This window comes from Paenibacillus solani, from assembly GCF_050475945.1.
Classification (GTDB): Bacteria; Bacillota; Bacilli; order Paenibacillales; family Paenibacillaceae; genus Paenibacillus_AQ; species Paenibacillus_AQ solani_A.
The window spans coordinates 365725-390390 of record NZ_JBCMXJ010000016.1 but is presented as its reverse complement, the minus strand read 5'-3'; the positions used below and the strand labels follow the sequence as shown (position 1 = coordinate 390390).

20 protein-coding genes and 1 tRNA gene are annotated in these 24666 nt (G+C 48.0%); 18 read left to right on the top strand and 3 right to left on the bottom strand.

The features are described 5' to 3' along the window. Positions 1-42 precede the first annotated feature (42 nt). The 8 genes from ABEQ74_RS20435 to ABEQ74_RS20400 all read left to right on the top strand — a co-directional run bounded on the left by ABEQ74_RS20435 (position 43) and on the right by ABEQ74_RS20400 (position 16374). Entirely contained in the window at positions 43-939 is an 897-nt protein-coding gene (locus ABEQ74_RS20435) for a carbohydrate ABC transporter permease (RefSeq protein WP_053493944.1), read from the top strand. A gap of 25 nt (positions 940-964) precedes the next feature. Then, entirely contained in the window at positions 965-3262 is a 2298-nt protein-coding gene (locus tag ABEQ74_RS20430) for a glycoside hydrolase family 3 N-terminal domain-containing protein (RefSeq protein WP_430123968.1), read from the top strand. A gap of 3 nt (positions 3263-3265) precedes the next feature. Beyond that, on the top strand, positions 3266-6379 hold the full coding sequence (locus ABEQ74_RS20425) for an alpha-mannosidase (protein ID WP_430123966.1): 3114 nt from the start codon (positions 3266-3268) through the stop codon (positions 6377-6379). A gap of 20 nt (positions 6380-6399) precedes the next feature. Further along, positions 6400-7719, top strand: coding sequence for a glycoside hydrolase family 125 protein (locus ABEQ74_RS20420; protein WP_430123965.1), 1320 nt, complete (start codon positions 6400-6402; stop codon positions 7717-7719). After that, entirely contained in the window at positions 7716-10856 is a 3141-nt protein-coding gene (locus tag ABEQ74_RS20415) for a beta-galactosidase (protein WP_430123964.1), read from the top strand. Before ABEQ74_RS20420 ends, ABEQ74_RS20415 begins: the two co-directional genes overlap by 4 nt. A 21-nt stretch (positions 10857-10877) precedes the next feature. Continuing rightward, positions 10878-13613 (top strand): alpha-mannosidase, encoded by a 2736-nt coding sequence (locus ABEQ74_RS20410; RefSeq protein WP_430123963.1) that lies wholly within the window; start codon positions 10878-10880, stop codon positions 13611-13613. A 135-nt stretch (positions 13614-13748) separates the two neighbouring features. Beyond that, positions 13749-15668 (top strand): beta-N-acetylhexosaminidase, encoded by a 1920-nt coding sequence (locus tag ABEQ74_RS20405; RefSeq protein WP_430123962.1) that lies wholly within the window; start codon positions 13749-13751, stop codon positions 15666-15668. Between the two features lie 322 nt (positions 15669-15990). Continuing rightward, positions 15991-16374: a VOC family protein gene (locus tag ABEQ74_RS20400; RefSeq protein ID WP_430123961.1), complete on the top strand. Its 384-nt coding sequence runs from the start codon at positions 15991-15993 to the stop codon at positions 16372-16374. Between the two features lie 51 nt (positions 16375-16425). Here the strand turns inward: ABEQ74_RS20400 and ABEQ74_RS20395 are convergent, their stop codons facing one another. Then, entirely contained in the window at positions 16426-16752 is a 327-nt protein-coding gene (locus ABEQ74_RS20395) for a L,D-transpeptidase (RefSeq protein WP_430124250.1), read from the bottom strand. A gap of 46 nt (positions 16753-16798) precedes the next feature. Here ABEQ74_RS20395 and ABEQ74_RS20390 point away from each other — a divergent pair, with 46 nt between their 5' ends. From ABEQ74_RS20390 to ABEQ74_RS20355, 8 genes are all read left to right on the top strand, one after another. After that, the gene (locus ABEQ74_RS20390; protein WP_430123960.1) at positions 16799-17023 is read left to right on the top strand and encodes a hypothetical protein; all 225 of its coding nucleotides are present in this window, start codon (positions 16799-16801) and stop codon (positions 17021-17023) included. Positions 17024-17214: 191 nt separating this feature from the next. Further along, positions 17215-17841, top strand: coding sequence for a TetR family transcriptional regulator (locus ABEQ74_RS20385; RefSeq protein ID WP_430123959.1), 627 nt, complete (start codon positions 17215-17217; stop codon positions 17839-17841). A 21-nt stretch (positions 17842-17862) separates the two neighbouring features. Continuing rightward, the gene (locus ABEQ74_RS20380; RefSeq protein ID WP_430123958.1) at positions 17863-18402 is read left to right on the top strand and encodes a GNAT family N-acetyltransferase; all 540 of its coding nucleotides are present in this window, start codon (positions 17863-17865) and stop codon (positions 18400-18402) included. 70 nt (positions 18403-18472) lie between these two features. Next, positions 18473-19258 (top strand): ABC transporter ATP-binding protein, encoded by a 786-nt coding sequence (locus ABEQ74_RS20375; protein ID WP_430123957.1) that lies wholly within the window; start codon positions 18473-18475, stop codon positions 19256-19258. 1 nt (position 19259) lies between these two features. Then, positions 19260-20885: a hypothetical protein gene (locus ABEQ74_RS20370; protein ID WP_430123956.1), complete on the top strand. Its 1626-nt coding sequence runs from the start codon at positions 19260-19262 to the stop codon at positions 20883-20885. A 388-nt stretch (positions 20886-21273) separates the two neighbouring features. Then, a complete protein-coding gene (locus tag ABEQ74_RS20365; protein ID WP_430123955.1) occupies positions 21274-21957 on the top strand; it encodes a hypothetical protein in 684 nt (227 codons plus the stop codon). After that, complete coding sequence (locus ABEQ74_RS20360; RefSeq protein WP_430124249.1) at positions 21899-22435, top strand: accessory gene regulator ArgB-like protein; 537 nt, start codon at positions 21899-21901, stop codon at positions 22433-22435. Before ABEQ74_RS20365 ends, ABEQ74_RS20360 begins: the two co-directional genes overlap by 59 nt. Then, on the top strand, positions 22419-22559 hold the full coding sequence (locus ABEQ74_RS20355) for a cyclic lactone autoinducer peptide (protein ID WP_082341538.1): 141 nt from the start codon (positions 22419-22421) through the stop codon (positions 22557-22559). The genes ABEQ74_RS20360 and ABEQ74_RS20355 overlap by 17 nt, the downstream gene beginning before the upstream one ends. A gap of 556 nt (positions 22560-23115) precedes the next feature. Here ABEQ74_RS20355 and ABEQ74_RS20350 read toward each other — a convergent pair. Next, positions 23116-23188, bottom strand: a tRNA-Val gene (locus ABEQ74_RS20350). Between the two features lie 136 nt (positions 23189-23324). Between ABEQ74_RS20350 and ABEQ74_RS20345 the strand changes: the two genes are divergently transcribed. Both ABEQ74_RS20345 and ABEQ74_RS20340 read left to right on the top strand, forming a co-directional pair. Further along, positions 23325-23588, top strand: a complete 264-nt coding sequence (locus tag ABEQ74_RS20345; RefSeq protein WP_430123954.1) for a hypothetical protein — start codon at positions 23325-23327, stop codon at positions 23586-23588. 253 nt (positions 23589-23841) lie between these two features. Beyond that, the gene (locus tag ABEQ74_RS20340) at positions 23842-24285 is read left to right on the top strand and encodes a GNAT family N-acetyltransferase (protein ID WP_430123953.1); all 444 of its coding nucleotides are present in this window, start codon (positions 23842-23844) and stop codon (positions 24283-24285) included. Positions 24286-24353: 68 nt separating this feature from the next. Here the strand turns inward: ABEQ74_RS20340 and ABEQ74_RS20335 are convergent, their stop codons facing one another. Beyond that, complete coding sequence (locus ABEQ74_RS20335) at positions 24354-24590, bottom strand: DUF3892 domain-containing protein (protein WP_053489011.1); 237 nt, start codon at positions 24588-24590, stop codon at positions 24354-24356. Between the last annotated feature and the right edge of the window lie 76 nt (positions 24591-24666).

Below are 24666 nucleotides of genomic sequence, written 5' to 3'. Positions count from 1 at the left end.
AGCAAGAAGGGGGTATATGATGTGTTCAAATCTAAGAGCAAGATGAAGGATTTCCATCAGCTTTCATCTGGATGGAATGTAGTGTTTAACCTGATTGCCGGTATTTTCTCGTTCCTGTGTGTATTTCCGTTTTTATTCGTTATGATCATATCATTTACAGATGAGGGCGCCCTTGCCCGCAACGGATATCAAATCTGGCCTGAAAAATGGAGCCTGGAAGCTTATAAATATGTATTCCAAACAGGGGACACGCTTCTTCGTTCCTATGGAGTCACGATCTTCGTAACCGTAGTGGGGACGTTGATCAGCTTGTTTATTATATCGCTTTATGCCTATGCGATTTCTCGCAAAGGGTTCAGATATCGTAACTTCTTTGCATTCTTTGCATTCTTTACGATGCTGTTCAATGGCGGTCTAGTGCCAACCTATATCGTAGCTACACAGCTGCTTCATCTGAAAGATTCGATCTGGGCCTTGATCCTGCCGCTTGCGCTGAACGCCTTTTACATTATGATTCTTCGTACGTTCTACAGCACCAGCGTTCCGGATGCTATCATTGAATCCGGTAAAATTGACGGTGCGAGTGAGTTTAAGATTTTCTACAAGCTGGTACTGCCTCTTTCCTTACCGGGTCTGGCAACCATTGGATTGTTCAGCACCTTGGGATATTGGAACGACTGGTTTAACGCATTGCTCTACATTGATGATCCGAATCTGGTTCCGCTTCAATCGATGCTTATGCGTATTGAGACCAGCATGCAGTTCATCCTGCAGAATTCCCAGAATTCATCTCTTAGCATGACGGCTCTGCAGAGCATGCCGCAGGATACTTCACGGATGGCAATGGTCGTTCTGGCAACCGGGCCGATTATTCTGGCGTATCCGTTCTTCCAACGCTATTTCATTCAAGGTTTAACGATTGGTGCGGTTAAAGAATAACGACTTCAATACCGGAGGGTATGAGATGACTTATAAAGATTCCAGTAGACCCATATCGGAGAGAGTAGAACATCTTCTTGGCCTGATGAACCTGAGGGAGAAGATCGGACAGCTGGTACAGCCGTTCGGCTGGATGACTTACGAAGTGAATGAAGGCCAGATTACACTTACAGATTCATTTAAAAAGCAAGTAAAAGATGGCGGCGTTGGATCCCTATACGGGACCCTTCGCGCCGATCCATGGACCGGTGTCACACTTGAGACCGGTCTTTCTCCACATAAAGGAGCAGAAGCCGTTAATCACATTCAGCGGTATGCAGTGGAAGAATCGCGTCTTGGTATTCCGATCCTGATCGGGGAGGAGTGCTCACATGGTCATATGGCGATCGGCGGTACGGTCTTTCCGGTGCCGCTGTCCATCGGGAGCACATGGAATGTGGACTTATACCGCGACATGTGCCGCGCCGTAGCGCTGGAAACACGCAGCCAGGGCGGTGCAGTTACCTATTCGCCTGTACTTGACGTCGTACGCGATCCGAGATGGGGGAGAACCGAGGAATGCTTCGGTGAAGATCCTTATCTGATCAGTGAGTATGCGGTTGCATCAGTTGAGGGTCTTCAGGGAGAATCACTGGATAGCCCGAGCAGCGTAGCTGCAACACTGAAGCATTTTGTCGGTTATGGCAGCTCAGAAGGCGGACGGAATGCGGGCCCTGTACATATGGGCACACGCGAATTGATGGAAGTGGACATGCTGCCATTCAAGAAAGCGGTGGAGGCAGGAGCTGCGTCGATTATGCCTGCTTACAACGAGATTGACGGCGTGCCATGCACTGTAAATACGGAGCTGCTTGATGGTATTCTGCGTAAGGAATGGGGCTTTGACGGCATGGTCATTACCGATTGCGGTGCGATCGACATGCTGGCCAGCGGTCATGATACCGCGGAAGATGGACAGGACGCTGCTGTTCAGGCCATTCGCGCAGGGATTGATATGGAGATGTCGGGCGAGATGTTCAGCAAGCATCTTCTAAATGCTGTTGAACAGAACAAACTGGATGTTGCCGTATTGGATGAAGCTGTTCGTCGTGTATTGACCCTGAAATTCAAGCTTGGACTTTTCGAGAATCCTTATGTGGATCCGCAGGTAGCCGAGGAAGTGATCGGCAGTAAGCAGCATATCGAGCTTGCCAGACAGCTTGCGGCGGAAGGCATCGTTCTTCTGAAGAACGAAGCTAAGGCACTGCCACTATCCAAGGACAACGGCGTGATTGCCGTCATCGGTCCCAATGCCGATCAAGGGTATAATCAGCTTGGCGACTATACGTCACCACAGCCGCCGCAAAGTGTGAAGACAGTGCTGAATGGAATCCGTACAAAACTGGGGGATGAAGCCGAGCGTGTATTATATGCACCAGGCTGCCGTATCAAGGATGACTCCAGGGAGGGCTTCGAGTTTGCGTTGGAATGTGCGGGCCAAGCGGATACTGTTGTCCTTGTACTTGGCGGTTCCAGTGCCCGTGATTTTGGGGAAGGCACAATCGATTTGCGGACAGGGGCTTCCAAGGTCACGGACGATGCCATGAGTGATATGGATTGCGGTGAAGGCATCGACCGGATGACGCTGCAGTTAACGGGTGTTCAGCTGGAATTGGCCCAGGAGATTCATAAGCTTGGCAAACGGATGATCGTAGTGTATATCAACGGCCGACCGATTGCGGAGCCTTGGATCGACGAGCATGCCGACGCCATCCTGGAAGCATGGTATCCGGGTCAGGAGGGCGGACATGCAGTAGCAGACATTTTGTTCGGCGATGTGAATCCGTCCGGTAAGCTGACGATATCGATACCGAAACATGTCGGACAGCTTCCCGTTTACTACAACGGCAAGCGTTCGCGCGGTAAGCGTTATCTCGAGGAGGATGCACAGCCTCGTTATCCGTTCGGATATGGGCTTAGCTACACCGAGTTCCGTTATTCGGATATGCAAGTTACGCAAGAAGTGATCCAAGCAGGCGAAACAGCCGTCGTCTCCGTCAATGTTACGAATACCGGCGACCGTGAAGGTGCCGAGGTGGTGCAATTCTATGTGAGTGATGTTACCAGCCGATATACAAGACCGGCCCGGGAGCTTAAAGGATTCCGTAAAATCCTTCTTCAACCTGGAGAATGCCGTAAGGTAGAGTTTACGGTCGGCCCGGAACAGCTTCAATATATTGGGCAAGATTACAAACAGGTGGTTGAGCCCGGATTGTTCCGTCTTATGGTAGGCAGACATGTGAACGATACGCTGAGTGCAGATCTGACTGTACAGGAGGGTTAATGAATGGAACGCGTTCGACGTTTTATACGCGAACTGTCGGAGCGGCAGTGGCTTGAATCAATGGAGCTTAGAGAGTGGGATATTACCCGGACCACTTACATGGTTCCCGGTGTGTATGAAGATACGGCTCCATATACAGAGGGGCATGACTTCAACAGATTCCCAAGCACGCAGGGGACAACCTATTTCTTCCGGATGAATCTTGGAATTCCTGCGAATTGGGCAGATGGAGCGCTTGGTCTTGTGTTCCATTCGGGAGGCGAAGGACTGCTGCGCATTAACGGTATGTCTTATCAAGGCTTGGATCGTAATCATACCTTCGTTACGCTCGACCCGAAGCGGACCGGCATGAACATGGAGCTGGAGATCGAACTGTATGATCCCATTCCGGAACCAGTGGATCCGCTGAATCAGCAGGCTGTCATTCAGCCCCCTATTACTCGCATACAAAGTATGCTGGTCCAGGTGAACAAGCCAGTCCAGAGCCTGATGTATACCGCAACCGTAATTCGGGATTCGCTTATCCTGCTGCAGGAAAGCGATATGCAGCGCTTCCGCTTAATGGAGGCGCTGTATCAGGCGATGGACCGCTTTGTCAGCCTGGATGACGCCGCCATCCGGGATGGAGTTAAGATAACCGAAATCGAGCAGGAGCTGAAACAGACAGTTACTGCCATTGGTGGCCATGCCGAAGGCACCGAGCATATGGTGGGCCAGTCGCATATTGACATCGCCTGGTTATGGCCTGTCCGGGAAACGGTGCGAAAAACAAGCCGCACCTTTTCATCCATGGATGCCCTGATGAATGAATATCCCGATTTCAAGTACGCGCAGAGCCAGCCTCTACTGTACCAATTTCTGAAGGATCACGATCCTGAACTGTACGAGAGAGTGAAGAGCAGAATTAAGGAAGGACGCTGGGAGCTGGTCGGCGGAATGTGGGTCGAACCGGACTTGAACATTCCGAGCGGGGAGTCCCTGATGCGTCAAATGCTGTACGGGCAGCGCTTTTATCTTGAAGAGTTCGGTTTGACGTCTCATATCGAATGGCTGCCGGATACATTCGGATATTGTGCATCACTGCCCCAGATCTTGAAGCATGGCGGCATTCGTTATTTTATGACAACCAAGCTTGGCTGGAACGACACGAATGTGTTCCCGTATGATCTGTTCCATTGGGTCGGGATTGACGGGACACCAATGTTATCTTATCTGAACCACGGCGTGAATGAGAACACACTGCCTAAAGACGTCCATGACCATTGGCAATCCTACCGCCAAAGAGCCGTCCATCCGGAACAGATGCTGCTTTATGGACACGGTGACGGTGGCGGCGGGGTAACCCGGGAAATGCTTGAATATATTGATCGTTCCGAGCTGATGGTTGGACAACCGGCCAGCAAGTACAGCACGGCTGCTGATTTTTTCAGCGGGATTGAAGATGCCAAGCAGAAGCTGCCTAAGTGGAGAGGGGACTTATACCTTGAGCTTCATCGCGGCACCTATACGACGCATGCGCGGAACAAGCGTCATAACCGGAAAGCGGAAATTCTGTACCGGGAAGCAGAGTTATGGAACTCCTTGGCATTCCCATCTATGGACAACGAGAAGAAGCTAGGGATTGTCAGCCAGCTGCAGGATGGTTGGAAGCTGATCCTGCTGAACCAGTTTCACGATATCATTCCAGGCTCTGCGATTACGGAGTCTTACATCACATCTGAGAAGGAATACACAGAGGTATTCCGTAATGGAAATCATTGCCTGGATGATGGGCTTCAGGTATTGGCAGACCAGGCCGATACAGAAGGGGAAGGTATTCCATATGTCATTTTTAATGGCCTTGGATGGGGCAGAGATGCCGTCATTTCGATTGAGGCCGAGCAGGGGCTTGCTCCTTATGATTCGGAAGGATCGTTGCAGCAGTACGATATCCAAACAGCAGCAAGCGAGGAAGCGCCGCACCGCATAAGTGTGCTGGTTCGCAGTATCCCGGCTTTTGGATATAAGACGATCTGGTTGAAGCCGCTGGCACGAAATGAAAGAGCGGTGAGGGATTCCGCTGTGGTATTCAAAGACTCTTGGGAGACAGAGTTTTACAAAATCAGCTTTAATGATCGCGGCGAGATCGTCAGCCTATGGGATAAAGAGGCTCACCGGGAAGTAATCAAGCCAGGAGAAGCCGGGAACCGTTTTCACTTTTTCCATGACCGTCCGACACTGTGGGATGCATGGGACATTGATACCCGGTATGAAGAGCAAGCGGCCGGCGAAGCCGAGCTGATTGAGAAGAAGCTCCTGCTTGCGGGAGAAGTACAGGACGTCCTGCGTTTTCGCTGGCGCTTGCATAACTCGGAGATCACACAGGATATGATTCTGTATCATGATAACCGGCGAATCGACTTCAAGACGCATGTCAGCTGGAATGAATCACATAAACTGCTGAAAGTCGGATTTCCTGTTGGCGTTGTTACTGATAAGGCAACCTATGAAATTCCTTTCGGTACGATTGAGAGACCGACTCATCGCAATACAAGCTGGGAGCAGGCGCAATATGAGGTTTGCGGGCATCGCTTTGCGGATGTGTCGGAGCATGGTTACGGTGTCAGCCTTCTTAATGATTGTAAGTACGGATATGACATCCAGGACAGCACGATTCGATTGTCTCTGCTGCGCGCACCGAAGTGGCCTGATATCACGGCAGACTTGGGAGAGCATGAGTTCACGTATTCTCTATACCCACATCTGGGAGACTGGAGAAGTGCTGCTATCGTTCGTAAAGCTGCCGAGCTGAATCATGAGCTGCCTTATGTTAGGACCAGTCCGAAGAAGGGATCTTTGCCTTCCGTCCATTCCGTTATCCCATTCGAGAGCCAGCATGTTATACTGGATACCGTTAAACCAGCAGAGGATGGTTCAGGATATATCCTTCGGATGTATGAGTCTGCTGGGGGCAGAGATGAAGCGACCTTGAGTTGGCCTTATTCTTGTGAAAGAGTCTATCTCTCCAACGCATTGGAAGAAGAACTCGAGCAACTGGATACGGATAAAGGAAGGTTAAGCCTTCAATTTTTGCCGTATGAGATTAAAACCATCAAACTAACTACACAACTTACTTAGTCAAAGGAGCCAGAACAACCATGGAACAATTCAGACTCCCCAAAATCCCAATGCCGGAGCTAGAGCTGCCGCAATCCATTCAGGCAGTTTTGCAAGAGGCTGAAGAGAAGCTGGCACATCGTCCCAAGCTGCTTCAGCTGTTCAAAAACTGTTTCCCGAACACGCTGGAAACGACAACGAAATTGATGGAGGACGGCACGACATTTGTGATTACCGGTGACATTCCAGCCATGTGGCTGCGTGATTCGGTAGAACAGGTGATTCATTACATTCCGTTTGCCAAGAATGATTCCCAGCTTCAACGAATTATTAGCGGGTTGATCAAACGCCATTTTCAATATATTCTTATTGACCCTTACGCCAACGCCTTCAATGAATCTGCAAACGACTGGCACTGGAACACGACTGACGAAACGGATATGTCTCCATGGGTATGGGAGCGCAAATTCGAAATCGATTCGCTTTGCTTCTCCGTTCGCTTGGCTTACCTGTACTGGAAGGAAACTGGCCTTACAGATGTGTTTGATGCCAACTTCAAAGCAGCGATGATCAAAATCATCGAGCTGTTTAAAACTGAACAGCATCATTTCGAGCAATCGCCATACCGCTTCACGCGGGATAATGGTATTCCTACCGATTCCTTGCGCAATCATGGTCTCGGCATGCCGGTCAACTATACGGGCATGATCTGGTCCGGCTTCCGTTCAAGCGACGATGCCTGCGATTTCCATTACAATATTCCAGGCAATATGTTCGCTGTGGTCGCACTGCGTCAAATGCAGGAATTCGCTGAATGGGTATTCCGTGATATGAAGCTGCTGGATGAGCTGAAGCGCCTGGAAGCCGATGTGGATCACGGGATTCAACTGTACGGAATCTATCGCCACCCTGAGTTTGGACCGATCTACGCCTATGAAACGGACGGTTACGGCAATTACTGCTTGATGGATGATGCAGGCACACCAGGACTCATGTCTATTCCTTATTTGGGATATTGCTCTGCAGACGATCCAATCTATCAGAACACCAGACGCTTTGCACTGAGCAAGGAAAATCCTTTCTATTATGAGGGTGCCGTTGCCAAAGGAATCGGCAGTCCGCATACGCCGCCGGATTATATCTGGCATATGGCTTTGTCGATGCAGGGAATTACGGCTCAGACGGCCGAAGAGAAGCTGGAGATGATCGCACTACTGGAAGCAACCGATGCTGATACCGGATTCATGCATGAAGGATTTCATGCCGACGATCCAAAAGTGTTTACACGGTCCTGGTTTGCATGGTCGAACAGTCTCTTCTCGCAACTGGTGTATCAAGCTATGAAAGCAGGGATACTATGAGCGGGCGTCTGATTGCATTTTACGACCCGTCCTTTCCGGCAGCAGAAGCTGCCGGTTTGCCGGTAAATGCTGAAGCTCTGCGGGCATTTGATGTGGTATGCAATGGAGATAATCTGGCTGAAACGCTGGAATCAGCAGGAGGACAAGCCGCAAGCTTTGTCAATCTGCATGCGCCTTACTTCCCTAAATCAGCCTGGAGCTCGATCCTTGATTTTCTAAAGGGAGGGGGCGGCCTGGTAAGCATTGGTGGCGCTCCTTTCAAACGCCCTGTCCGTAAGGAGGAAGGCGCTTGGGTCGTGGAACATGAACAGACGGCCTACCACCAGCAGCTCCATATTCATGAAGTGCTGCCAGTAGACAGCGGGCGTGTAGATCATATGATTGCAAGCGATTTGATTCCGCTTCTGGAGAGCAGCCGCGAGCGATTATCCATTCGTGATACGTGGAACCTGGTTCCTCATGTCACTAAAAGCAGTGATCTGCCGCACCAGATGGGTTCTGCGGGTCCGATGGATACCCGGATTTATCCACTTCTCAAGGGCAGAACAGCGAATGGGAGAGAAGTCTCGGCTCCTGTGGTTCTGTGGGAGAACGTTGGCGGTCCTTTCTTGGGAGGTCGCTGGCTGTTTGTGAATCAGCCTCTCTCCACTTCTTTCTGGCAACAAGATGGAGCAGAAGAAGTACGTCGCTGGGCGGCATTCAGCTCTAAAGGTATTACAGAGCTGTGGATTAAACCAAATTATGCAACTTACGAGTCCGGCGAGCGTGCCATTCTGACTTTGCAGTCCCAATATCTTGGTGGCAAACGGCCAGAGCATGAACCACAGAGCTGGATGTTCCGTATCAGTGTGAAGCATGATCAGGATGAATCTTTATCATGGGATCATACCGTGGCGATGGATGTGAGTGGACAATTTCAAGTGCAGCGCATCCCGGTAGAGCTTGATATCAAGCCGGGAGCTTATCGTGTGGTGTGTGAAGCTGAAGGTCCGGATGGAGAAATCCGCACGCTGAGACAAGGGTTCTGGGGTGATGATCCGCAGCTTCTGCAATCAGGAACTCCGGTAACCTGTAACCGGGATTACTTCATCAAGGACGGACGTCCGCTGCCGGTTGTCGGTATGACGTATATGACATCGGATGTCGCGCGCAAATTCCTGTTCCTTCCGAACACAGATGTATGGGATCGCGATATGGCACAAATGCGGAATGCAGGCATTAACTGGATCCGCACCGGTATCTGGACGGCATACCGCAATATCATGCAGGTGGACGGGCATGCTTCCGAAGAGGTTCTGCGTTCGATTGACGCTTTCCTGTTAACGGCGAAGAAGCATGATCTTCAGGTTACGTTTACCTTCTTCTCCTTCACGCCGGAGACGTGGGAAGGCCAGAATCCTTATCTTGATCCGCGAAGCGTGGAAGCACAGAAGCGTTTCATTCGTTCCATCATAACGAGACATAAAGACACGAAGAATGTGGACTGGGATCTGATTAACGAGCCGTCCATGTTTGATCCGCCGCAGATTTTCTCGGATGGGCCGCGCTCGTCGAAGGATCCATATGAGAAACAGGCTTATATTGACTGGCTGAAGAAACGTCACGGCTCGATTGAGCTCCTGCAGGAGCGCTGGAATATGACAGCCGATCAGCTGCCGAGCTTTGAGGCCGCCCTTCCTCCAGATCCGCAAGCTATAAATTTTGACGTTCAAGATATGCACCAAGGAAAAAAAGGAGCTCAGTGGCTCGATTATGTACTGTTCTCCATGGACATGCATAACCGCTGGGCCAAGGAATTATACGATGATATCAAACAGGTATGTCCTGATCATATGGTTACCGTTGGACAGGACGAGGCGCTTGGCGCACAACGTCCATCTCCATTCTTCTACGCTGAAGCCGTAGATTATACAACGGTCCATTCTTGGTGGTTAAACGACTACTTGATCTGGGACGGCATATTTGCCAAAACGCCGGATAAACCGAACCTGATTCAGGAAACGGGCATCATGTACGTGGAGACACCGGATGGCCGGGCGAAACGAAGCGAAGCCGAGCTGCGGAATCTGCTGGAACGCAAATATGCGTATGCCTTCTCTACAGGGGGAGCCGGAGCGATTCATTGGATCTGGAACACGAATTTCTATATGGATAATGCCAACGAATCGCATATCGGAGCGGTACGCGCTGACGGTACAGAGAAGCCGGAAGCAGATGTGTCCTATGATTTCGGCACGTTTATGGAAGAAATCCGTGACATTTTCAAAGGGCGCAAGCTGGAAGAGACTGCGGTAATCTTCCCTTATTCGAACGATTTCTCTAACCGAAAGCTTGCATTTGAAGCAACGACGAAGGCAACGCGTGCACTTGCTTATGAGCTCAATGTGCCATTCCGTGCTGTAGGTGAGTACGATTTAAGCTCGCTGCGCAGCAATCCGGTAAAATTCATTATTCTGCCAAGCGCCCACAATGTGGATGACCAGGCGTTTGCCGAACTGATTGCGATCGTGAAGGAAACAGGAGCTACCCTGCTGCTTACGGGCCCTATTTCGATAGATGCATACTGGCATCAGGTCGATCGGTTATCGGAGCAACTGGGTGAGCGGAAGCTGGTGAATGTGCGCCGTGAAGAAAGCGTGCGTATCGGAGACCTTTCTTTCTCAGCTTCATACGGTCATCGGAAGATTGCCGAGCTAAGCAAAGAAATTCCGGAAGGCAGCGCAGCGAAACCGGCAGATGTCGCCGGCGACTCCGTCGTGGACGTGAAGCTGGGTGCTGGTCGACTTCTGTGGAGTCCGCTTCCTGTTGAACTGAATGACCGGATCGATACCACTTCTGCTTTGTACCGATATGCATTGGAGCTTTCCACTGCCGATACGGGAATGGAGTGGGATCAGGGCGGAGAACTCTCCGGCGTGTATGGTCGCAAGGTTTTGTTTGAAGAAGGAACACTCTTCGTATTCAGCTCAGAGCAATCATGGGATACAAACATCGAAGTGAAGGATACAGCGACGGGTTGTACGTATTCATTCGTGCTAGAAGCGGACCGTTCGGTTCTGTTCGCAGTTGATGCGAGCGGCAGCCTGTTGTCCGTGTACCGTCCGGATGAGGTCGAAATCATCGCAGCGAAAGGCTAACATAAGGGGGACGACGTAGAGATGGATCAATCCAGAAAAGCACATATTATCTCTCATACTCACTGGGACCGCGAATGGTATCTACCGTATGAAAAACACCATGTAAGACTGATCGAGCTCATGGACAGCTTGCTTGAGACGATGGAGAAGGACTCGGAATACCGCAGCTTTTTCCTTGATGGCCAGACCATCATTATAGAAGATTATTTGCAGGTGAGACCGGAGAAAAAAGAACAGCTTGAGAAGCTGATCACTGATGGACGTATTATTATTGGACCTTGGTACATTCTGCAGGATGCTTTCCTGACAAGCAGTGAAGCCAACGTAAGAAATATGCAGATCGGGCACCAGGATGCAGAGCGTTATGGAACGGTTGCCAAAATCGGATATTTCCCGGATACATTTGGACTTACAGGACAAATTCCGCAGCTGATGCTTCAATCCGGCATTGATAATGCCTTCTTCGGCCGGGGTGTTAAGCCAACGGGCTTTAACAATACCGTCTCCGACAGCGGCTATGAATCTTCATTCTCAGAGCTGATGTGGGAAGGTCCGGACGGCTCGAAGGTGCTGGGCATTCTGTTTGCCAACTGGTACAGTAACGGTAACGAGGTTCCCGTTGATGAAGCGGAAGCAAAAGCATTCTGGGACCGCAAACTGGCGGATGCAGAGAAATATGCTTCCACACCAGAGCTGCTCTATATGAACGGATGTGACCATCAGCCGATACAGACTGATCTTCCAGAAGGCATTCGTACAGCGAAGAAGCTGTATCCGGATACGGAATTTATCCATTCGAACTTTGATGATTACCTGAAAGCCGTTCGCGAGAAGCTGCCGCAGGATCTTTCCTCTGTCAAAGGAGAGCTGCGCAGCCAGCGCACCGATGGTTGGGGAACGCTTGTAAACACGGCCTCGGCACGTGTATACCTGAAGCAGATGAATCAGCACGGACAAACCCTGTTGGAAAAAGTGGCCGAGCCTCTGGCATCCTATGCCAGCCTGCTGGGCAAGGAATATCCGCATCATCTGTTCACCTATGCATGGAAGACGCTGATGCAGAATCATCCGCATGACAGCATTTGTGGCTGCAGCGTGGACGAAGTTCACCGTGAGATGGTCACCCGCTTCGAGAAAAGTGCCCACGTAGCGGAAAATATCGTAGACGACAGTGTTCGCGTGATCGCAGATGCAGTAGATACGAGTGTTTTCAATCAATTGGGATCGGACCCGCTGCCGCTGGTTGTGTTCAATACGACTGGATGGACCCGCAGCGGAACTGTCAGCATCGAGCTGGATGCGAAGCGGCTCTATTTCCGGGATGGTTATTCTTTGGAGGAGACCAGTGGCCGGATGAAGGAAGTCGATTTGAGTGGCCGCGTGCTGGTCAATGCTCAAGGTGAAGCTATTGCCTGCACCGTAGAGGATTTGGGACTTCAGTTCGGGTATGATCTTCCGGATGATCGTTTCCGCCAGCCGTATATGTGCCGCCGCGTGAAACTGACTTTCGAGGCAAGTGATATTCCAGCAATGGGCTTAACAACTTATGCGTGGGTGAAGAGCGAAATGAAGCCTTCCAAGGCAGAATCCTTAATCACCGATGCTAATGTGATGGAGAATGAGCTGATCAAGGTCGAGATCGAAGTAGACGGCTCCTTCACTCTGACAGATAAGAAGAACGGACAAGTATACCGTGATCTGGGTGTCTATGAAGATACCGGAGATATCGGTAACGAATATATGTACAAGCAGCCGGATGGCGAAACGGCATTGACCACTAAAGGCCTAACTGCCCAAATTTCCGTGCTGGAGGATACACCTTATCGTGCATCCATTGAAATCGTTCATAACTGGTCCATCCCGGCTATGGCGGACAGCAAGCTGGACGAAGAGCAGCATGAGCTTATCTATTATCCGAACCGCAAAGCGCAAAGATCGAGTGAAATGGTGGAACTTCGCATTCGCACCGTGGTCAGTCTGAACCGCAGCGGCAAAGGCGTAGAGATTGAAGCGACGATGGATAATCAGGCGAAGGATCATCGTGTGCGTGCATTGTTCCCAACCGATCTGGAGACATCGTCTCATCATGTAGATTCCATGTTTGAAGTGGCAACACGTGCTAACGAACCTGCTGCTGAATGGGAGAATCCAAGTTATACGGCTCACCAGCAAGCATTCGTTGACGTTGCGACGGCTTCTGCAGGATTGACGGTAGCGAACCAAGGCCTGAATGAATATGAAGTTCTGCGTGATGGCCGGAATACCATCGCTGTTACATTGCTTCGCTGCGTAGGAGAGCTCGGTGACTGGGGGTACTTCCCTACACCTGAAGCGCAATGCATCGGCGTTCATACCGTACGTATGGAGGTCATTCCGCATCAGGGCGACGGCATGAAGTCAGGCGCATACGCCGAGGCTTACCAGTTCCAAATCCCATGGACAGCTGCACAGACTGGTGTCCACGCGGGAGCCGTTACCTCGACTTCTGCACCGCTTGAATGGAGCCATGATGAACTTGCGTTCTCTTCCATGAAAGTGAATCCGAAGACCGGGGATCTGATGCTGCGTTGGTTCAATATGGGAGACGCGGATACAGAGCTGCAGTTGAAATCTTCTCTGCCATCCCAGGGCGTTTATAAGAGCTCCATCCTGGAAGTAGAGGGAGCAGTTCAAAGCTTTGATGATCAGAACAGCTTCACGCTGCCGGTTAAGTCTCACGAAATTGTGACACTGGGCGTTAAAGCTTCGACTAAATAAGCACTTCATTATATAGCACTGGGAATTGTGTGAATCCCGGTTCAGCAAAAGCCCGATTCCGAGATAACAGGGATCGGGCTTTGCTATTTGCATTAGGATAGGAGCATCTCCCAAATGGGATTATGGAGGAATGACATGAAGATTCATTTTGATAAACTGCCGGATACATTGGTTAAAGGGATCAGCGAGCTAGCAGAAATATTAGACATACGAATAACGGGTGAAGAGGGCATCAAGATCCAGGTGATACAAGCACAAGGACCGATTCGGGTATCACTTCAGGATGGAGAGGGCTTGATCGGTTACCAAGAAACGATACATTTTTACCGTGCATTAGGTGTGTTCTTGGAACAGGCTAGGAAGGATGCGCATTTTGATATAACGGAGGAACCCAAATTCGATTTCAACGGCACGATGCTCGACGTTTCGCGCAATGGCGTTCTCAAGGTCCCGGTAATCAAGCAGTTTATCCGTTACATGGCTCTGATGGGGTTGAACGGATTGATGATGTATACGGAGGATATCTATGAGGTAGAGGACCAGCCTTACTTTGGATATATGCGAGGACGGTACACAGCTTCAGAAATGAAGGAATGTGATGATTACGCTGATCTGTTCGGCATTGAGATGATTCCGTGTATTCAGACACTGGGACATTTACAGCAAGCGCTGAAATGGGGATATGCCGCGGATATCAAGGATCATGCTGATATTTTGCTCGCTGGTGAGCCGAAGACATATGCTTTTATCGAGCAGATGATCACTGCAGTGTCCAGTATGTTTCGTTCCAAGCGTATTCATATCGGAATGGACGAGGCATTTCAGGTGGGTCTTGGGAAGTATTTAAAACTGAATGGGATGCAGGACCGCTTTCAGATTATGAATGATCATGTCAGCCAGGTGCTGGCGATCACGGAGCGTCTCGGACTCCAGCCGATGATCTGGAGTGATATGTACTTTAATTTGTTGGCCAACGATTATCAAGGAGTGCTGTACAACGTAGATGCGGATTTCTCCGAAGATAACATGAGCCGTATTCCCAAAGGCGTTCAGTTCGTGTACTGGGATTATGGACGCAGAGATGAGGAGGGTTATGAACGATTATTTGAAAAGCATTTAAAGCTGGGCTCCAAGCCGATATTTGCCGGCGGCATTCATATGTGGAACAGCATGAGTCCTAACAACGGCAAGACATGGATGACTAGCCAGCCTGCGCTGCGTGCGGCCAAGAACAAGGGAGTTCGCGAGGTTATTGCCACTGCTTGGGGGGATAACGGTAACGAAACCAACCACCTTGTTATTCTTGCAGGCCTGCAACTGTTTGCAGAGCACGGGTATGGGGAAGCGGTTGATGATGATCTTCTTGCGAGTCGGCTTGCAGCCTGTACAGGCATGGATTTGTTCGATTCCCTGAATGCTCTGAAAGATATGGATGAGGTTCCTGGTGTATCCGAGGGAAACCACTGGATGGCCAATCCTTCGAAGTACTTACTGTGGCAGGATCCACTCTTGGGACTGCTGGACAAGCATGTGGAGGGGGAAGCGGGATCCGTGCTGCCGGACCATTACACCAAGCTGGAGAAGAAATGGCAGCAAAACAAGGAACAATTCACAGCACCGTTTAGCCATTTATTCGAATTCTATGAGAAGCTTGCATCCGTTCTCGTTATAAAAAGTACACTTGGAGTCACTTTGAGAAAGTTGTATCATGACGACGGGGATAAGTCTCAGCTAGCTGAGTTTGCTGCAGCGATTGATTCGCCAATATCGATACTGAAGTTGCGCATTGAGGAACTGCGTATTTCGCATCGAAGATTGTGGATGAGCACATATAAGCCTTTTGGCTGGGAAGTACTTGATCTCCGCTACGGGGGACTATTCGCACGGATTTCTTCCACGCAGGATCGAATTGCGGATTATGTGGAGGGTCACATTGATCAGATTGAGGAACTTGAAGCCGAGCGGCTGCTCTTTGATCAGAATGGTCTAACTGATAAACCGCTGGAGGTTAATGTAACCTATCAAGCTGCTGTGACCGCATCCTCCTTTCTATAATGAAGAAGCTGCTCTCCCTTGGTCTTTATCAGCGGACGGTTGGAGGGCAGCTCTTTATTTTACTTGGCTTAATTATTGATTCTTCTCTTGGATCTGGTCTTTCTCGTAGGCAATTAGCGTGATCTCTTTGCCTGTAAGCTCGGCAATCTTGGTCTCAGCGTCTTCAATCGCTTTCAAGGTACCTTCATTCCCATTGAGTGAGGCGATTTTATATTCCTCCGAATGGATGTCGATGGTAAACTCCCCCCTTAGATGGTTGATTCATGTTATATATGTATAAGGTATCCTTTAGAATAAAGTTACATACCTGGGGGTGTGATTCATGATTCAATTTGAAAGGCTTCATCATGTTAGCTTGGCGGTGCGCGATCTGAAGAAAGCAAAGGTGTTTTACTCGGAGGTGCTGAGGTTTCAGGAGCTGCCGCGACCGCCGTTTGCCTCCAAGGGTGTCTGGTACGCTGTCGGAGACCAGCAGCTCCACCTGCTGGAGCATCCGATTAGTGATACGTTGCGGGAGCGCGGAATCGATACGACGGACGGGCATTTCTCAATCTGGGTGAAAAGTTACCGCGAAACGAAGGAATGGCTGGACCGAATGGACGTTGAGTATGTGGCTAATCCCGACAGCGTTGCCGGTTTTGCGCAAATTTTCGTACTGGATCCAGACCGCAATATTATTGAATTCGGAGCGGAATATGGATCGTAAACGCAAATTTAAAAAAGCCAGACACATCTATGTGTTTGGCTTTTTGCGCTCTTATTTTTGGATGAGGACGGGGGTATTCATTTTCACTTTGTCGTAGAGCCAGCGTACGTCTTTATTATGCATCCGTATACAACCTGCTGACACGTACTTTCCGATCGAGTTGGCGTTGTTGTTTCCATGAATGGCGTATGCGTAGCTAACTCTGCCGTTTACTTTCACATTAATGCCGAGCCAGCGGTCCCCTAGCGGATTACGCGGGTCTCCTCCCTTGATGCCTTCCTTGTAGTAAGGTCTGTTCTTCACTTTTTCGTGGATTTTGAACAGGCCTTCCGGCGTATAGGAGGTTTTTTTGCCTGTGGCGACGGGAAACGTTTTTATGAGCTTGCCTTTTTCGTAATACGTCAGTTTGTTGGTGGATTTATCAATGACGATAAACTGCGCGTACTTGGTGTACTTACTGTCCAGCTTCTGTCCGGAAGCGCCATGGGATAAGACGGGGAATAAGAAAACCAGCAGTAAGGTGAAGATCAGTATGCGGCTGATGCCCCTAATGATGTCCGATCACCTCTTTTCGTTCTCCTCCATATATATGCAGCTATTTGCGAATGTTGACGGAAATGTGCATAAGCGGAAAAATAGAACAAGTTAGTTTCAAAGAGAAATATAAGGAGCGGAGGGGATTCTTCAAGAGGCTGTCCGTGTTTATTACGGATGTTGCTTGAAAACGACATTGATGTCGTTTATAATGAAATGAGTTTAAAAACGACAATGGTGTCGTTTATGATGAAGTGAAGTTCGTGGAATCGATATTGATATTAAAAGTCGGGAGAGGGATGACTCATGTGTCCACGGGTTAGTGAGGAATACAAACGGGAGAAGAAACATGAAATTTTGACGGCAGCCAGACGTGTCTTTATTAGAAAGGGCTATACCCGCACGGTGATGCAGGACATTATGGATGAAACGGGCATGTCCCGCGGAGCCGTGTATGCGTATTTTGTTAATGTGGAGCATGTATTTATAGAGGTCCTGCGCTTTGATGACCAAGAGACGCTCCGTTTTTTTGAACCGGATCTGCAATACCCGATATGGAATCAGTTGATGGACTGGGTTCAGAAACAGGAGGGTGATATTTCGCTAATCCAGCATTCGCTTGTATTGGCGAAGGCGGAATTTTTCCTGTCTTCCTCTTATGTTCATGCCAAGAAGGATTATCCCTATTTAATTGAACGTTATCAGCAGACCGTTGAGGCCATGGGCCGGGTCATTCGGAAGGGGCGGGAGCAAGGGGAGTTTCGGCCCCGATTGGAACCGGAAGCCATAGCGCGGTATATGATTTCGTTTCTAAACGGACTCATGCTGGATACCTTCCAGCTCGGACCGACCGTGACTTGCGTGCCGGAGCAACTGGAAACATTCATTCAATCTCTCTGCGCAATGTTAAATCCTATAATAATAGAATCATGATTATAGAAAGGGTGCTTTTTGATGCTATTTAATTCTGCTAGATTGACATGTCGAAAAATGACGATGAATGACGCGGAGCTGTATCATACTTGGCGTAATGATCTCGAAGTGATGCAATCCACCAGTCCTTGCCTGGATGCTTATCAACTGGAGGAAACAAAGGACTTCGTTCAGCATGTGATCCTGGGCTCTTCCTCCTCGAAGAGCTATCTGATCCTGTTGAAGGATACCGGCAGACCGATCGGCATCATGTCATTGATTCATATCGATACCAAGAACCGGAATGCGGAGTGCATCATCGACATTGGCGAAAAGACTTCTTGGGGCAAAGGATATGGTTCTGAAGCGATGACGCTTTTACTCGATTATGCTTTTTTGGAGCTGAATCTGCACCGGGTAAGCCTGCGAGTGTTTTCTTTTAACCATAAAGCGATCAAGCTATATGAGCATATTGGGTTTGTCCATGAAGGCAGTTCAAGACAGAGCTTATACCGAAATGGCGCATGGCATGACATACTGCACATGGGGATTTTACAGGAAGAGTACATATCCAATGGTTGATTTTCGCGGTCTTCCATAATAAGGTAGGTGTATGTAAAGACAAAGCGAGAATGGGAGAATCAATATAAACATGGCCGAAGAGGAAGTATTATCGATTCAAGACCTTCGAATGAAGTATGATAATCGTTATGTGTTGAATGGTATTGATCTGGAAGTACGCCGCGGCGAGATGATTGGGTATATCGGTCCGAATGGTGCAGGAAAGAGCACTACGGTAAAGATTATGCTTGGATTGGTTGAAGGGTACACCGGAACGGTCCGTATATTCGGTCAGGATATTTCTGATGGGAATATCGATTATAAACGGAGAATTGGGTATGTGCCCGAGGTGGCGGAACTGTACGATCAATTAACGGCTGCCGAGTATCTGACTTTTATAGGCGAATTGTATGGACTATCTTATGATGCTGCTGATTATAAGGCGAAACAATTGATGGAGTGCTTTGATATGGAAAAAGCCTACCATTCCAGGATCGCTACCTTCTCTAAAGGTATGCGCCAAAAAGTACTGCTGATCTCAAGCTTGCTGCATGACCCTGATCTGTTGTTTCTTGATGAGCCTTTAAGCGGGCTGGATGCAAACAGCGTTATGGTCGTCAAAGAGGTACTGGCTCAGTTGTCGGCTCAAGGCAAAACGATTTTTTATTCGTCCCATATCATGGATGTGGTTGAGAAAATCAGCAGCCGGATCATTCTGCTTGCTGACAGCCGGGTGGTGGCAGACGGAACGTTTAAAGAGCTGCAGCAGCATTCCCAGGAAGGAACCCTTGAAGAGGTGTTTAATCAGCTGACAGGCTTTCATGATCATGCCCGTATTGCAGAGAGGTTTGTATCCATCGTTCGGGGGGAGAGCTGATATGCAGGGAACCGAATTTCGGATGCTGAAGCTCCTGGATCGATTTCAAGGGATCATCTCGAGAATGGGGGTCAACTATGAAACACTGCGGCGGATTCTGCATGTCAAGCTGCTGATGGACTCAAGACGGGTTCCAGTCATATTGGCCTCAAGCAAGCGGCATAAAGAAGAGCAGGACAAGAACTTGTTTGTCAGCTCCCTCTGGATGTATGGCTTAATTGGGCTCGTTCTGACGCCCTTTGTGTTCTGGAGTGACCCGGAATATTTGATGCCGATGAGCATTTTATCTGCAATTCTCATGTTTCTAATTATGACTTCGATGATTTCGGATTTCTCATCCGTGCTGCTGGATGTGCGAGATCGCAGCATTTTAATGACAAAGCCGATTGATGGTCGTACGGTCGGTTTGGCGAGATCTATTCATGCTGGAATCTATTTGCTGCTGCTAACGGGCGCGCTTTCGGCCGGCTCCCTCGTTGTCGGTTTGATCAAACATGGCATATTGTTCTTCCTGATCTATGTCATTGAGTTGATTCTGATGAATATGCTAATTTTGGTGAGTACATCCTTGATTTATCTGGTGCTGCTCAAATATTGGGACGGCGAGAAGCTGAAGGATCTGATCAATTATGTACAGATTGGCCTATCCGCAACACTGGCGATTGGCTATCAATTTGTTATTCGTTCCTTTGATCTGATTGATTTCAAGTTGGTGTTTACGCCGGCATGGTGGCAGATTCTGCTTCCGCCCGTGTGGTATGCGGCTCCATACGAGTGGTTGTTTGGCGAGGGAAGCGGTTGGTTGACTGTTCTTTCATTGATCGCTGTGCTTGTCCCAATTTTGCTTATAACAGTCTATTTTCGCTTTATTCCTTCCTTTGAGCAGCACTTAGAGAAGCTGGCTCACAATGAAGCAGGAAAAGGACGGGAACGAGGACGGTTCGATCGATTTGTGGCCCGACTGGTGTGCCAGTCACAACAGGAGCAGGCGTGTTTCCGGTTATCTGCTAGCATGCTAAAGAATGAGAGGGAATTTAAGCTTAAGGTATATCCTACGCTCGGTTTGTCCGTACTGCTGCCTTATTTGTTTTTTTTCTCTATGATCCGCACCACCTCCTTATCGGAAATCGGCACAAGCTCATCGTATTACGTGCTGCATGGCATGCTAGTCATGATTGTTACCGTTGTGATGATGTTAAAATTCTCAGGCAAGCCTAAGGCATTCTGGTTATTTGGCTCAGCCCCGTTAACAAGCATGGCACCTTTATTCAGAGGGGCATTAAAAGCTTTTGGGGTCAAAATGTTCGTCCCCCTGTTCAGCATCAATGCTATCGTATTTCTGCTTGTCTTCGGCATACGGATTTTGCCGGACATTCTTGTCATTTTGCTTACCGGCCTATTGTTAATTCCGTTGACAGCCAAAGCAGTACTGAGGCAACCACCGTTCTCTCAATCGTTTAGTGCCACTCAACAGAAAGATGGCTGGTGGGTGCTGTTGTTTTTCTTCGTGATTGGCGGATTAGGCGGTTTACATTATGCAAGCAGCCTGGTCCCTTATGGCATGGTGGCGTATATGGTTGTGCTGTGCATTGCGAATGGCCTGGCCTGGACCAAGCTGTATAAGTAACGTGAATCTGCTCATCCTCAGGAATTGTTTTCAAAACAATCTCTTGAACGGGAACGTGGGTTCTTATATAATAAGAAATATAGATTAACGATTAAATTAGAAAGCCATTCTGACTCGGTTATGTACATACAGTCGTGGATACTTGTGTTTTTATCTCCGGATATTATATGTTTTTGTAATTTCATCAGAGTTCCCAGACATATAGGAAGTGGCAAGCGCCATCGGATTTGACCTCACGAACATGCATCCTTCAGACGACCCAATAGAAGCTGAGACTCAATCGGTATATCGTTTATTTTGGACTTGATACCGGAGCCTCAGTCTCTCCCAGGGAAGTGGCGTAGTATATAGTAACCATTTCTTGTGGTGTAGGGAGGAAGTTCTTCGAATGAACGCAATTTGGTTTATGTTGTTTTCAACATTTGAAACACTGGCCATTTACTCATTAATCATGACCCTGCTTAGATATAAAACAACAGAATACATATGGCAGGCCCTGATCGTCATGATCCTTGCCAATATTCAGAGTTACATCATGCGCAATGAACTACATATGGATTTTCTTGCCCCTCTTGTAACCGTACTTATCTATGTTTTTTTATTTGCTGCTATTATCAAGATTCCTGTCATCTGGTCAGCGATTTGTACGATCATCGGTTACATGCTGTATGCACTGATTCAAACCGTTTATTTGACAGCGATATTCGGCTCAATAGATTCTATTCAGACTGTGCCTTCTCATGGTTATTTCCTTCAGATACTGTCAGCAGTCACAGGACTGCTAATATCTTGGATTATGTACAAACTAGGGATCGGCTTTCGATACGATCTGGAGAAGCTGCGCTTCAGATTTGAACACATATTATTGATTGCTTTAATTATTGTGGTATTGGTATTGATAGCCATCCTATTTTACATGAATCGGTTGTGGCTTGATCTTCTCTTCTTTGGCATAACATTCGGAATTTTCTTGTATTATGCGTTTCATACGGAGGAGCGGGATACTTTTGATCGTGGAAAGATTAGCGGGCCGGATGGCGACAGAGATCAAGCGCCAGGTTCCCGACCATAAATCTTCTATTCCAGTATTAAAGCATGCGATCATCATCCTAATAAACGTTGGTCTTATCGTGATCTTCACGCTGTTGATCTCGTTATTTACGGATAATCTGAGACAGGCGTCTATCGCCTTAATTGGCTTTGCATTGCTCAGGCAGTGCTCCGGAGGGCTTCATCTGAAGACGGGGGCTGGCTGCATTGCATTCACGACCTTATTGTTTACCTTGGTATCTTATGTAGAGATGGAGTCTGCCGGTGTATTTCTAATGAATGCGATCAGTCTGTTATTGGTTATGAATTTCGCTCCAAGCCGAATCGAGAAACAATCTCGTATCCCGAGGAAGCATTACTTTAAGCTACGTATTATCAGCTGTATGATTGTTTTAACTAATTTTGGATTTCAGTCACCCACATTAGCTGTCGTATTTTTGATCCAGGCTGTTAGTTTATTACGCTGGAGAGGAGGACAAGCTCATGTTATGGATCCATAAAATTAGACATCAGCTGTATACATATCTTGCAACTGCACTGACGCTGGTTGCCGTATTTGTAGTCAATACAGCAAGCCCTGTATTCGTGTATAGCGGTGAGACACCGGAAGAACTTTTGAAATAGGACTTGATTCGGTGAGTTAGGAGAGCGGGCCAATTAAAATGTAATAAATAATTAAAGAAAAGAGACCCTGTTACAGGGTCTCAGGCTGTCGAGAAAGTCTCGACAGCTATTTTTTTAACATATTATTCAATACGACACCGCGTTAAATGTAATATATCTGTAAATAAGTTCGGAAGGGTGTTAACATTACCGAAACGCTAAATGTTACAATTATAACCTTGTGAAAAATTAAATAAAATTATGGAGGAAGGTAAAGAGATATTTGATTGTTGGCAATTTAACTTAGAGGAATTCTCTATCGGCTACGAAGATACAAGTCTCATACATTTCATTTAGAACAAGAAGGTTTTATTTTCAGGAAGTAAGTGTAGAAAGAAACTACGATTGGTTATTATGATGAAGAGGATGATACTATAAATGAATCTGAGTAGAAGTTTCTCGCAAAGAAAAAGCCAATGAATAAAATGCGTCAGTTTTGCGTCAATAGATAAGATCGTCACGAAAAGAAGTGCAGTGAAAAAGAGAAGAACCCTTGCTACGCAAGGGCTCTCAGTTATGATCTGTAGTGGGCTCGAACCACTGACCCCTACCCTGTCAAGATAGTGCTCTCCCAGCTGAGCTAACAGATCATGAAATATTTAAAAAGGTAATTCATATATTACCAGCAGACCACCTGTGTGTCAATCATTTTCTCGCGTTATAAAAAGCTCCATTCCGGTTCAGACTAGTTACAGCATGAATTGGCATTATAGGAGGAGAATAGGAATGGCAGTAGAGAAATCTCAGGGTTATCGACTAGCAGGGTTGGTACTCATCCTGTTGACAGGATCAATTGTTGGCAGTGGCTGCAGTATCCCGGCGAGAACGTCTGTGCAGCTGCAACCGCTGCAAGCTCCCGCAGCGCCTGTCATGCTGGATGTTTACAACCGGTCGATACAGAGGGACGTATATTCCCAGCAGGGGGGCGGTTTACTGGAACCGGTATCCCCCATGGATTCGGTAGACACCTTGCACAATCTTAATCCGTAGAGTTGCGCATAAGAATGGTGGTTCTTAATGCTATTCCTCATCCCATTTACGGGAATACCCTTTTTTGATTGTCCAGAAGGTTGGATAGATGACCAAAACGGCAATGACGATGGACCAAAATATCGTAGCTCCCATACCCATAAAGGCAATGCTCCTTTCGCGGCACATTAGTTTATACTATACAGGAAAACGATTATTTTGTATAATATTCCGATCTGCAATATCACGAGAAATTACATAAAGAGGTGTTAACATGGCAGCAGAAATCATAAATGTAACAACCGAAGAACAGCTGCAGCAGGCGCTGGATATTCGCAAGGATGTTTTTGTCCTGGAACAAAAAGTACCGATTGACTTGGAAATCGATGATTATGACCGAATGAATTCGGATGCACATCATATATTGATCAAGTCGGAGGGACAGTACGCAGCTACGGGACGTATCATCTATTACAATAAGGATTCCGCCAAAATGCAGCGTATTGCGGTACGCAAACCATTTCGTTCTAAGGGGATTGGCCGTGTATTGATGATGGCCCTGGAAGCCCAGGCACGTGAATTAAAGCTGCAATATTCTGTGCTGGATGCTCAGGTGCAAGCCGAAGCATTTTATCAAAAGCTTGGGTATGAGACGATTTCAGACGAGCCGTTTGATGATGCAGGGATTCCTCATGTCCGTATGAAAAAAGAACTGTAACTCATAAGATATATTGTTAGACATAAGGAAAGACCCCGAGAAGTGTCTCGGGGTCTTTTGTACATCATTTAGAAAGTGGGCAGATTATCCAGGTTGTTACTGGGATCGCCATCGGCGTTGGAACGCAGGTGCTCGTCGCCATCACGGCCACGAAATACGTTCAGGTTTTTGATTTCTTTATTCTTGGCCATCTGCTGTGCAGTTTTGTAATCAACGATGCTGCCATTATCCAGCTTAAGTTCGATGATGTCGCCGTCGCCATTCTTCCGAACGCCTACGACTTCTTGTTGTTGTCCATTGTCCATATGATCGCCTCCCGGGTTTAGTGTTCCCAGGGAACCTCATAATCTATGCATCTATATAATGAACGACATAATGAAT